Source organism: Polynucleobacter sp. 39-46-10, assembly GCF_002282275.1.
Genome location: NZ_NCJB01000064.1, coordinates 1 through 11,278, shown reverse-complemented (window position 1 = coordinate 11,278; position 11,278 = coordinate 1). Strand labels below are relative to the sequence as shown.

The following is an 11,278-nucleotide window of genomic DNA, read 5'->3' as shown; positions in this document are numbered from 1 at the left end:
TCTGTGACATTAAATCCAACAAGCGACCTGGTGTTGCCACCAAGATATCGAGGCCTGCAGCAATCGCTTTGATTTGAGGGTTGGCTCCGACACCGCCAAAAATGACTGTTGATTTGAGGCCAGTATATTTGCCATAAGTCACGACAGACTCTTGAACTTGAGCTGCTAACTCACGGGTGGGGGTCAAGATCAATACGCGTAACTGACGTTTACCACCAGCTTTGGCTATGCTGCTTAAGTGCTGCAGAATCGGCAGAGTAAAGCCTGCAGTTTTACCGGTACCAGTTTGAGCGGCAGCCAGTAAATCTCCGCCCTTTAATACAGCGGGGATAGATTTCTCTTGAATGGGGGTAGGACTAGTGTAGCCTTCTTCGCTAATCGCGCGAAGAATGGATTCTGATAAACCAAGATCTGTAAATAACATAGGGGCCAAATAAATATTGACCCGTATTCAATTAAACGACTGTCCCGGTCAATGGGGTGAGCTGCCACACTTGGAGTATGTTTGCAGAAAGAGCTCGTATTCTAAGCTATCTGGCAGTGTTATCAGCTGTATTCCAGAGATTGGGTGTTACTGAATTGGCATATCCAGAAATAAATAATTTTTCTGCGCCTGTCATGGGGTCAAATACGGCTCGCTGAATACGACCAATGTTTCCGCCATAAACATGGATGCTAATCGAGATTTGGTCACTCAAGGCGTTCTCGACTACGTGGATATCGTGTGTGTCGGGTGATACGCTAGCCACTTGACCTGGTATACAAACAAAGGATCCATCAGCCTCATAGCTGCCATCTGCTTGGCGGTAATAGTTAGCGCTACGCTCTTGTCCGCGCAGTTGACCCACCATGCCCCAGACAGTGTGGTTATGTAGTGGAGTTTTTTGACCGGGTCCCCAAACAAAGCTGACCACTGAAAAACGATCGAGTGGGTCTGCATAGAGTAAATATTGCTGGTAGTACTGTGGATGCGGCTTGCAAAACTCTTCTGGCAACCAGTCATCTTCTTTGATTAAATTTTCAAGGAGCGTTTTTCCTTTGGAGAAAACGATTTCTTCGCTCGGATTAGTTTCAAGCAGCGTGGCGAGACCCTTTACAAAAGTCAGCAACTTGCCTTCTTGCATATAAAGCTCCTAAATTAAGATATTACTGATCTGCTGCAAATAACCAATCAGGCAGACCCTTGGGTTTGAGGGTGGTGGTATCGACACAAACAATATGCAGTAGGGCGCTGGCAATGAGCTCTGGCTCAACTCCTTCGACAATGCGTTTCGCGGTTTGCTTGACGGCAATTTGAGTGCGACCACGATGTTCAATCACTTGATCAATGCTCAGCAAATCATCCAAACGCCCCGGACGATGAAAGTTCATCGTGATTTCACGAACAGGAAGAACGATCCCAAATTCATTTACTAGTTTTGTTGGACTCAAGCCTCTTTGCTGAAGCCACTCAGAGCGACTGCGCTCAAAAATCTCCAGATAACGAGCGTGATACACAAATCCTGCTGCGTCGGTATCCGAGTAACAAACACGAAAGAGGAAGGGTGGGTTGGAAGTCTGAGTCATGGTGATTAAAAGGGCTTTAGATACTCAGAATCATATCGCGATGTGCGATTCCGGCTTCGTCGTAGATAGCACCTTGTGCAATAAACCCAAATTGCTCATAAAAGGCAATGGCTGATAGCTGGGCATGTAGTTCAAACTGAGTGATGCCCTTCGCTTTGCCTTGATCAAGCAGGGCATTAAGCAAGCGTCCACCATGACCTTGTTTGCGATATTTCGGTAATACTGCCATGCGTCCAATTCTCCCGACATTCCCGGTCAAGGGAACAAGGCGAGCGGTTCCAATATATTGCGAGTCGAGGTAGGCAAGTGCATGCCAGGCCACTGGATCATATTCATCCAACTCTATCTCCTCCGGAACTCCCTGCTCCTCAATAAAGACGCGCTTTCTGATTGGGAAGGCTTCCTTCCCTGCATCCTGCCAGGATTGAATCAAGATCATGCGCTATCTCTTTGCTTTCCATATTGGGGTAAACGGGTCATCCAGCTTCCAATGTAGCAAATTGCATCTCATTAAGGTGTAAATATTAGCTCTAAGGCTTATAAGTAAGTCACTTCATGGTTAAAATGAATTCGTAGTGCCGATGGAATAGCGCCCCTTACAAACCTTTATCTAGGAGTTACTTTGAAGAAACCTTTACTAGCTACATTAGTTGCCTCACTCGGATTGGCTGTTGCAGGCTCAGCTTTTGCTCAAGCCCCAGCAAAAATGTTGCCTTTGGCTGCTGAAGCAGTTGTATTGACTGCTACTGTTGACTCAGTAGACGCAAAGAAGCGCATCGTAGTTCTCAAAGATGCAAATGGTAATTTGGCTCAAATGAATGTATCCAAGCAAGTTAATGATTTGGATAAAGTGAAGAAGGGCAATGTGTTTGTAGTTGAGCACGCTCAAGCGATTGCAGTTGGCTTGGTTGCTGCCCCTAAAGGCGCAAAACCAGGTGTTTCTGGGGTGCGATCAGTAGTGGTTTCTGGTAAAGGCTCAGCTAAGCCATTTGAAGAGACAACTGATACTGTTTATGCAACAGTGAAAATCAGCACAATCGATGCAAAAACTCGCATCGTGACATTCACATTGCCATCAGGTGAGAAGCAAAAAGTCAAAGTGGATCAAAGCGTTTTGGGTCTTGAGAAATTCAAGGCTGGTGATGACGTGATGGTGGAGTTTGTTGACGACACAGCCATTGGTTTCGTAACACCAAAGAAATAAGTATTGAATGATTTGTTCAGCATGACTCAATGCTGATGTAGTATAGAAAAAGGCCCGCATTGCGGGCCTTTTGCATATCAGTTAATACTTAAGCGTCTTTAGCAATCATGACATCAGATGCCTTGATGACTGCCCAAGCCTGATCACCGACTTTGAGATTCAGCTCATCTACAGCCTCATTGGTAATAGAGGCGGTCACGATATGACCAGCACCAATATCGAGCTTAACGTGAGAAGTAGTTTGACCCATTTTGAGTTCTACCACTTTACCGCTAAGAGTATTGCGTGCGCTGAGTTTGACTTTAAGTTCCATGACTTCTCCTAGTAAATATATTGTTTGGCGTAGACAGTATCATTGTAGAGGGCTTCTTTGTACTTCGCCTTACCGTAATTACGAATAATAGTCTGACCTTCATCAGATGCCACAAACTGAATAAATTTTGCTGCGATATCGCGATTCTTAGTTGCGCCTACAGGAGCCACTAAGGCATCATAGGTATTGACTAGGCAGGGGTCACCACGATACAGAATTTGCAGGTCGGTAGCGATATTTTTCTCTGCTACCCATGTGCTGCTATCTGTCATGAAGTAGGCTTTATCTTTATTAGCTCGCTTAAGGGATGCCGTCATGAAGTCATGGGTCCCAATATACCAATCACCTTCAGGGGTAATTCCAGCCTTCCTCCAAATTTCTATCTCTTTTTGGTGTGTGCCAGATTGATCGCCTCTGGAGATAAAGTTAGCCTTTGCTTTAGCGATCTTGGCATAAGCATCTGCACCGCTACTGGCGGATTTGATTTTGGCAACATCGGCTTTGGGTCCGACAATATAGAACTCATTAGATCCAATGAGTGTTCTCCCAGTTGCCCAACCCTCAGCAATTGCTTTAAGAACTTCATCTGGCGCATGCACCATGATCATGTCTACCTGTTGAGCTTTCAATAGTTTGAGCGAGAAACCGCTCCCTGCCTTAATCCAAGCCAGTCGCGCACCTGCTTTTTTATCAAAAGCCTCACCAAGTTCTTGCAGTAGACCTAGCTCGCCGGGGCTGCCAGTTGCTAATGTAAAGCTCTGGCTACCATGCCCATAGGTGGCCTCTATGTTTGGAGAATTGAAATGGGCTATTGATGCTTTCATCAATAGCCCATTAACAAAGCGGAAGCTAGTGCGCCGATAAATAGGCGTAAATTTTTAATGCGAATTATTTATTTGCATTAGGGAAGAAGAGTTGCTCGCCACCAATTTTGTAGCTTGCAATCACATTTTGACCTTCCTTAGAAGTGATCCAATCAATAAATGCTTGGCCTTCAGCTTTTTTCACATGTGGAAACTTAGCCGGATTTACTAGCATGACGCCATATTGATTAAATAACTTTGGATCGCCTTGAACCAGGATTGTCAAATCACCGCGGTTCTTGAAAGAAAGCCAAGTACCGCGATCAGCCAAGATGTAACCATTCATTGCGGAAGCTGTATTGAGAGCTGGACCCATGCCTGAACCAGTTTCTTTGTACCAGCCGAGGGTAGGAGAAACTGCTACGCCAGAATCTTTCCAGTAACGCAACTCTGCTGCATGGGTACCGCTCTTGTCACCACGGGATACGAATGGTGCTTGAGCTGATGCGATTTTTTGAAACGCAACCTTGATGTCTTTGCCGCCTGCAATTTTGGCTGGGTCAGATTTTGGTCCAATCAACACGAAGTCGTTATACATCACTTCATTTCGCTTGGTTGCATAACCATCTGCAACAAATTTTTCTTCAGCAGGTTTGTCATGCACAAACACCACATCAGCATCGCCACGGCGACCAATGTCTAATGCCTGGCCTGTACCAACAGCAACCACTTTGACATCAATCCCAGTTTTCATTTTGAAGATTGGCAACATAAATCCAAAAAGACCAGATTGCTCTGTCGAAGTTGTTGATGACACAACAATGCTTTTCTCTTGTGCATAAGCTGAGTTGCTTAAAAGCGTCAGAGCAGTAATGGCGGTTGCCAGTAATCGGTTAAATGAGAATTTCATTTGAGTTCGCTTCCTTAAGGTAGGTTCGGTTAAGATTTGTCATATTACAAAACATCAATATGCAAAAAATTACATATGAGAATTCAGATACGGCCAACCCTAGTTTTTGGAAGTAAAAACGCAAAAGACCCGGCTGTGGTCGATTTGGTGTGGTTAACCGCCCTGTTAAAAGACATTGAGCACGGCAAAACGCTGATGTCTGCCTGCAAGAAAATGGGCCTCTCGTACAGAAATGTGTGGCAAAAATTAAACGATGTTGAGGAAGCGCTCGGCTTCAAGCTGATCGATAGGGTAAGAGGGCACGGATCCCAATTATCTGAATACGCCAGATACCTAATTCAATTTACCGAAGACTTTGATCAAAAGACGATGCGCTTGGGCCAATCCAGTCTCTTGCACCTAGAGGAGGGTTTTGCTCAATTTAGAGTCAAGGCAAAAAAACAGTGGCGCTTTGTTAGTAGTAGTGATCCCATTATTCAAAAGGCAGTTTTCGAGATTGGTGGCTTTGAGTTAATTACCGCAGGATCGGGCGAGGCTTTGGAGCGTCTACTCAATTACGAAGTAGATATTGCCGGGTTTCACGTCTCGGACCCACAGAGCTCTAAGATTATTGCTAAGCGACTGCAAAAAGAGGGGATGCAAATATTCCCGGTCATGAAACGCGTACAAGGTCTATTGGTTGCCAAAGGTAACCCGCTCAACATTATTTCGCCTAAAGATTTATTGCGATCAAAGATTCGTTTTATCAATCGCCAGAAGGGGTCTGGCACCCGCTTACTGCTGGATACCATTTTAGCTAAAGAGGGTATGGATCCACATCGCATTAAGGGATACGAGAACGAGGAGTTCACCCACTCAGCAATTGCTACGGCGATATTGGCCAAAAAAGCCGATGTTGGTATGGGTGTTAAAAGTGTTGCCCTGGAGAATGGTCTGGATTTCATTCAACTCAAGGATGAAATCTTCTTTCTGGCTATGAATGAGGATCTCAGTACCAATCCCGAGCTCGCAAAAATCATCCGAAAAATCCGGGTTCTCTCCAGTGCTAGTCCTGGCTATAAATCTATTGGTCTGAAGAAACAGATTGCTGGCTGGTTATAAGCACGCGATTTTTGTTTTAAATCAATACCTAGGCGTTCTAAATAGGGGATTATGAGGCTCTAAACCTATTTCTGGAGAATGATATTCATTCTCATATAGGGTTATAATTGTTCTATACAGCCCATTTACCCATCCATGAATCTTGAAGAGATCCTCCCGGGCATCAGAGCCCGTGTTAGCAAGATCGCCGCTACAGGTGACCGGTGCGAGGATATTCGCGGTCAACTGGAGGACATTGGTTTTCTCCCTGGTGAGCAGGTTGAGGTTTTACGTAAGGGGTTATTGGGTCAGGGTCCGATACTGATAAGGGTTGGGTCATCCACATTTGCCTTGCGTGAATCCGAAGCGCGATTAGTTGAGGTAGAAATTCTTTAAGTATGTCTGAAGCGCAGATTCATTTCTTCCCAAGCGAGCCTTTGGTTGCATTACTAGGTAATCCCAATTGTGGAAAGACGGCAATATTTAATTTGCTCACAGGTAGTCGTCAAAAGGTAGCCAACTATTCTGGCGTGACTGTAGAGAGAAAAGAGGGGCGCTTAACTCTCGCATCAGAAAAAAAGATTCGCATTCTAGATCTCCCTGGCGCCTACAGCTTATATCCGCGCTCCTTAGATGAGCGAGTCACTTGCAATGTGCTTCATGGCAATGCCGCAGGTGAAAAACGTCCCGACCTCGTACTGTGTGTACTCAATGCCATGAACCTCAGACGTAATTTACGCTTAGTCTTATCTGCCAAGCGCTTAGGTTTGCCATGTGTAGTTGTGCTCAATATGGTCGATGTTGCCAAGCGTCAAGGTGTGAACGTGGATGCCAATGCCTTATCTCAAGAGTTAGGCCTACCCGTGATTGCCACTGTGGGTATTCAATCTAGCGGTGCTGATGATCTCAAACACTATTTAAGTGAGCTAGACTGGAAAAACTTGTCTGCATTGCGTGCCAGCGATGTTGATGAAGGTATGGAGAGCTCACGCGATCACACTGCACATACTGAGTTAGACAACGAGCAGGTTCAACATATATTACAAAATCTAGGCTTAGATCAAATCATTCCTGATCGCTTAAGTGATCGCCTAGATTCTGTATTGCTGCACTCGGTATTTGGCCCAATCATCTTGGCTGTAGTTCTCTTCTTTATTTTTCAGGCCGTGTTTAGTTGGGCCACTTTGCCCATGGAGGCGATTGAAGCTGGGGTGGATTGGCTGGGCGCCTTTTTGATTCAAGCGCTCCCAAATAATTGGCTGCGTAGCTTATTGGTTGACGGAATTCTGGCTGGTGCGGGTGGCGTATTGATTTTCTTGCCGCAGATTCTGATTCTGTATTTCTTCATCCTGATTTTGGAGGAGTCTGGCTACCTGCCAAGAGCTGCTTACTTATTGGATCGCTTGATGGGGCGGGTGGGCTTATCCGGTAGATCCTTTATTCCGCTGCTATCGAGCTTTGCCTGCGCTATTCCTGGAATCATGGCAACCAGAAGTATCTCCAATGCGCGGGATCGTTTGGTGACGATTTTGATTGCGCCGATGATGACTTGCTCGGCGCGTCTGCCGGTATATGCCTTATTGATCTCCGCTTTTATTCCTGAACGTAAATTGTGGGCTGGATTGGATTTGCAGGGCTTAGTACTTTTCTTGCTGTATGTTGCTGGCATTGCCGGCGCTATGGCAGTAGCTTGGATACTGAAATGCTTTACTAGTGAAAAGTTTCAGCTCAATGCCTTAATGATGGAGTTGCCGAGTTACCACTTACCGCGTTTAGGTAATTTGGCAATTGGTTTATGGCAGCGTGCAGAAATTTTTTTGCGTCGCGTTGGCGGAATTATTCTGATCATGACGGTATGTCTGTGGGCACTTTCAAGCTTCCCACTTCCTCCTGAAAATGCGACTGGGTCACCCATTCAATACAGTATTGCTGGAATGATGGGGCAAGCCTTGGCAGTAATGTTTGAGCCGATTGGGTTTAATTGGCAAATCAGTATCGCCTTGGTGCCTGGGATGGCAGCTCGTGAGGTGGTAGTTAGTTCTTTAGCAACGGTATACGCGCTATCGAGCTCTGGAGTAGATGCGGCTGATGCCCTAGTTCCATTGATTTCTAAAGGTTGGAGTTTGGCTACAGCTCTATCTCTTTTGGCTTGGTTTGTTTTTGCTCCCCAGTGCCTCTCCACAATTGCGGCCGTCAAAAGGGAGACGGGCGGCTGGAAGATCCCAGTCATTATGCTGAGCTACCTTTTTGGCTTAGCCTACCTAGCAGCCTTTATTACCTATAGGATCGCAAGTTATTTTGGTTTGGCCTAGCGCCTAGCAAGGCATTGATTGCAAAATTGAGATAAATTGTCACCAATGACAACTTACCCTTCATTGGTGCCCTTATGAATTTATCTCTTCGACCCTTCATTCTTGTTGCTGTCTCTACTGCCAACCTCGCAGCATTTGCTGAGCCTGGCGAGAATACCTACAAACAAGTCTGCGCAGCCTGCCACGCCTCTGGTGTTTTAAATGCTCCCAAGTTTGGCGATAAAGCGAAGTGGGCTCCTTTGATTGCTGAAGGTCAGGTTACGCTCACGGCGCATGCTTATGTTGGCATAAGAGGGATGCCTGCAAAAGGCGGAAATCCCAATATGACAATTGAAACATTTTCTGATGCTGTAGCCTACATGGCCAATAAGGCTGGTGGCAATTGGAAGACTCCAGATGCAAAAACCCTAGCTGCAATTAATAAAGAGATTGAGTCACGTAAAGCTGGCCTCAATAAAAAGCAGTAATTGAATGAACTTACAGCCACATCAGATTGAGATCATTGGCTACTGCGCTGCATTTTTGACGACGATTGCTTTTTTACCTCAGGCCATTCAATCTTGGCGCACCCGAGATCTTTCTGGAATCTCGGTAGGAATGTATAGCTTATTTACTGCAGGCGTCGGCTTGTGGCTTATCTATGGCCTCATCATCGAGAAGTGGCCTTTGATTCTGGCTAATGCGCTAACCTTTGCCTTGGCATTAAGCATTCTTTTGCTCAAACTGCGCACCAAGGGTCAAGGGTGATGTTCATTCAAGTGACCTTCATTCAAGTAGTGTCATAATTAATCGAATAAATTTGAAAACTAAGCACCCCTTAGAAAGGCTATTCATGAGCACCGCATACGTTATTGATCCACCAATCGTTCCATCCCTTCCAGTAGTGGGTGATACCCGCCGCTTTGCAGTAAACCGTATTTATTGCGTTGGTCGTAACTATGCCGATCATGCACGTGAGATGGGGCACGATCCTGATCGTGAGCCGCCATTCTTTTTTATGAAGCCAGCCAACTCGATCGTGACTGATGGCAAAGATATGCAATACCCAAACCTGTCCAATGATGTTCATCACGAAATTGAGATGGTCGTTGCCCTCGGTAAAGGTGGCGCAAATATTCCTGCTGATAAAGCGCTAGAGCATGTGTATGGTTATGGCGTTGGTTTAGACATGACCCGTCGTGACTTACAGGGTGAAGCCAAAAAAATGGGTCGCCCCTGGGATACTGGTAAGGCATTTGATCAGTCCGCACCCTGTGCGGCTATTACTCCAGCAGCTCAGTTCGGCCACCCGAATAAAGGTGTGGTCAAGCTCTTAGTTAATGGTGAAGTACGTCAAGAGGGCGACTTAAACCAATTAATCTGGAATATTCCTGACACCATCGCTTACCTCTCCACTTTATTTACGCTTGAGCCAGGCGATTTAATTATGTCTGGCACACCTGCGGGCGTTGGCCCAGTGAAAAAAGGTGATGTACTAGAGGGAAGCGTCGAAGGCCTTACCCCACTTAAAATCAAGATCGTTTAATGCAAATGAGCATCTAGAGAGAACTACTTACCAAGCCACTTTGGTGGGCGCCCCTCAAGGAAGGCATTCACTCCTTCTTTGAAGTCAGCGCTGTTATAGGTCTCTCGCATCAGCTCCGTGCAATCCGGCAAATTGCTTTCCATTAAGCGAGCCAAAGTTACTTTGCTCGCTTTTTGTGTAATTGGAGCCAGTGCTACTAATTTGTTAGCTAACACTTCGGTCGCGCCTTCAATTTCTTCTGGAGAAGTGGTTTGATATAGATAGCCTGAATCTAGTAATTCAGGCGCCTTAATCAGTTCTGCAGTGAGTAACATACGCTTAACCATCGGCACACCTAAATGATGGGCAATCCAAGACAGATTGCTGGGCGATAGGCAGTTACCCAATGTCTTTGCCACTGGAATACCAAAGCGCGCGTCTACAGTTGATATTCTGAAGTCACATGCAGTGGCAATAAGCAAACCGCTACCAACGGCCAAGCCTTCAATTCGTGCAATTGTTGGAATAGGTAAACGCTGTAAAGAATGAAAAATGACATCTACTGCAACTTCGTAGGCTTCATTTTCTTGAAGATCCACAAATTGCTGGATATCACTGCCTGATACAAATGCTTTGTCACCGGCGCCCCTAAAAATAGCCACTCCAATTTCTGGTGTATTTGCTATCGCATCGCAAATTCGCTTGAGTTCTTCATACATCGGCCAAGTTAAGGCATTGCGGGATGCGGGATTATTAAAGGTAATTCGGGCAATGGGCCCTTCGAACTGGAAGTCGATGCAGGGCGGGGTTGAATTCATGACCCCATTCTATACAAAAGACCCTTTAAATCACTTGTTTTTGCTTCTGCATCGACCTGCGATAGAATTCATTTATGTATATGTTTCTACCTTTCCTGACAGCCTTTATTGGGCTTGTCCTCGTTTGGTTTGAGAAACGTCTGGCTGGTTTAATCATACTTGCCATTACCGTTGGCATTCTGATGTTCTGGTTCATGGTCCACGCCACCAATCATCTCAATATTAGTCTGTGAGGAAAATGAATAAGCATTCTTTTCCTTCCTTAGCAGCACTTGGCAATCAATTGGCTTTGGCTGGGATAGTTGGCATGCTGTCCTATGCTTTTATTGATCAATTCTATTTCGGTGAATTACCTTGCCCACTGTGCTTAATGCAGCGCATGGGTTTTGTCATTATTGGTTTTGCCTTGGTACTCAACATTCGTTGTGGCGCGCATTCTGCTCACTATGGTTGGGGCATCATCGGTGGCTTAGTAGGGATGATGGTTTCTTTACGTCAAGTGCTCTTGCATGTTTTGCCTGGCGACAAGGGGTTTGGTAAAACTTTTCTAGAGTTACATTTTTATACTTGGGCTTACGTAGGTTACGTTGGATTATTGGCTGGACTTGCTATTTTGTTAATGCTGCCGAATCGTGATGTGCGCTCACGCTCTGTATTTGCAAATCTATTGGTAATCGTATTTATTCTATTGGTGTTTGCTAATCTTGCATCGACTCTGCTGGAGTGTGGCGTTGGTCCTTGCGCTGATGATCCTGTTAAATACGATGG

General features: G+C 45.5%; 17 protein-coding genes. 9 read left to right on the top strand and 8 right to left on the bottom strand.

Features of this window, described 5'->3' with window-relative positions:
- The 4 genes from B7X71_RS07235 to B7X71_RS07220 all read right to left on the bottom strand — a co-directional run.
- Positions 1–424: DEAD/DEAH box helicase (locus B7X71_RS07235; RefSeq protein ID WP_293600447.1), on the bottom strand; the 424-nt coding region annotated here is incomplete at its 3' end.
- 106 nt (positions 425–530) lie between these two features.
- On the bottom strand, positions 531–1,124 hold the full coding sequence (locus B7X71_RS07230) for a hypothetical protein (protein ID WP_293597879.1): 594 nt from the start codon (positions 1,122–1,124) through the stop codon (positions 531–533).
- Between the two features lie 22 nt (positions 1,125–1,146).
- Positions 1,147–1,566, bottom strand: a complete 420-nt coding sequence (locus B7X71_RS07225) for a YbgC/FadM family acyl-CoA thioesterase (RefSeq protein ID WP_293597878.1) — start codon at positions 1,564–1,566, stop codon at positions 1,147–1,149.
- A gap of 16 nt (positions 1,567–1,582) precedes the next feature.
- Positions 1,583–2,005 (bottom strand): GNAT family N-acetyltransferase, encoded by a 423-nt coding sequence (locus tag B7X71_RS07220; protein WP_293597877.1) that lies wholly within the window; start codon positions 2,003–2,005, stop codon positions 1,583–1,585.
- Positions 2,006–2,188: 183 nt separating this feature from the next.
- Here B7X71_RS07220 and B7X71_RS07215 point away from each other — a divergent pair, with 183 nt between their 5' ends.
- Positions 2,189–2,770 carry a hypothetical protein gene (locus tag B7X71_RS07215; RefSeq protein ID WP_293597876.1) on the top strand — a complete coding sequence of 194 codons (582 nt, stop codon included), beginning with the start codon at positions 2,189–2,191 and terminating at the stop codon, positions 2,768–2,770.
- A gap of 88 nt (positions 2,771–2,858) precedes the next feature.
- On the opposite strand, the gene B7X71_RS07210 is transcribed toward B7X71_RS07215, so the two are convergent.
- From B7X71_RS07210 to B7X71_RS07200, 3 genes are all read right to left on the bottom strand, one after another.
- Positions 2,859–3,083: a molybdopterin-binding protein gene (locus tag B7X71_RS07210; RefSeq protein ID WP_046330336.1), complete on the bottom strand. Its 225-nt coding sequence runs from the start codon at positions 3,081–3,083 to the stop codon at positions 2,859–2,861.
- Between the two features lie 8 nt (positions 3,084–3,091).
- On the bottom strand, positions 3,092–3,907 hold the full coding sequence (locus B7X71_RS07205) for a substrate-binding domain-containing protein (RefSeq protein WP_293597875.1): 816 nt from the start codon (positions 3,905–3,907) through the stop codon (positions 3,092–3,094).
- Positions 3,908–3,971: 64 nt separating this feature from the next.
- Positions 3,972–4,796: a substrate-binding domain-containing protein gene (locus tag B7X71_RS07200; RefSeq protein ID WP_293597874.1), complete on the bottom strand. Its 825-nt coding sequence runs from the start codon at positions 4,794–4,796 to the stop codon at positions 3,972–3,974.
- Positions 4,797–4,871: 75 nt separating this feature from the next.
- Between B7X71_RS07200 and B7X71_RS07195 the strand changes: the two genes are divergently transcribed.
- The 6 genes from B7X71_RS07195 to B7X71_RS07170 all read left to right on the top strand — a co-directional run bounded on the left by B7X71_RS07195 (position 4,872) and on the right by B7X71_RS07170 (position 9,713).
- Positions 4,872–5,897 (top strand): substrate-binding domain-containing protein, encoded by a 1,026-nt coding sequence (locus tag B7X71_RS07195; protein ID WP_293597873.1) that lies wholly within the window; start codon positions 4,872–4,874, stop codon positions 5,895–5,897.
- 135 nt (positions 5,898–6,032) lie between these two features.
- Positions 6,033–6,272: a FeoA family protein gene (locus B7X71_RS07190; RefSeq protein WP_293597872.1), complete on the top strand. Its 240-nt coding sequence runs from the start codon at positions 6,033–6,035 to the stop codon at positions 6,270–6,272.
- Between the two features lie 2 nt (positions 6,273–6,274).
- Complete coding sequence (locus tag B7X71_RS07185; RefSeq protein ID WP_293597871.1) at positions 6,275–8,188, top strand: ferrous iron transporter B; 1,914 nt, start codon at positions 6,275–6,277, stop codon at positions 8,186–8,188.
- A 74-nt stretch (positions 8,189–8,262) separates the two neighbouring features.
- A complete protein-coding gene (locus tag B7X71_RS07180) occupies positions 8,263–8,655 on the top strand; it encodes a c-type cytochrome (RefSeq protein ID WP_293597870.1) in 393 nt (130 codons plus the stop codon).
- Positions 8,656–8,659: 4 nt separating this feature from the next.
- Positions 8,660–8,935, top strand: coding sequence for a SemiSWEET transporter (locus tag B7X71_RS07175; RefSeq protein WP_293597869.1), 276 nt, complete (start codon positions 8,660–8,662; stop codon positions 8,933–8,935).
- An 85-nt stretch (positions 8,936–9,020) separates the two neighbouring features.
- Complete coding sequence (locus B7X71_RS07170) at positions 9,021–9,713, top strand: fumarylacetoacetate hydrolase family protein (protein ID WP_293597868.1); 693 nt, start codon at positions 9,021–9,023, stop codon at positions 9,711–9,713.
- Positions 9,714–9,736: 23 nt separating this feature from the next.
- Here B7X71_RS07170 and B7X71_RS07165 read toward each other — a convergent pair whose 3' ends face one another.
- Positions 9,737–10,510, bottom strand: coding sequence for an enoyl-CoA hydratase/isomerase family protein (locus tag B7X71_RS07165; RefSeq protein WP_293600446.1), 774 nt, complete (start codon positions 10,508–10,510; stop codon positions 9,737–9,739).
- An 80-nt stretch (positions 10,511–10,590) separates the two neighbouring features.
- Here B7X71_RS07165 and B7X71_RS07160 point away from each other — a divergent pair, with 80 nt between their 5' ends.
- Together B7X71_RS07160 and B7X71_RS07155 are read left to right on the top strand one after the other, a co-directional pair.
- Complete coding sequence (locus tag B7X71_RS07160; protein WP_293600445.1) at positions 10,591–10,743, top strand: DUF5993 family protein; 153 nt, start codon at positions 10,591–10,593, stop codon at positions 10,741–10,743.
- A 5-nt stretch (positions 10,744–10,748) separates the two neighbouring features.
- A partial coding sequence (locus B7X71_RS07155) for a disulfide bond formation protein B (protein ID WP_293600444.1) occupies positions 10,749–11,278 on the top strand: 530 nt, incomplete at its 3' end.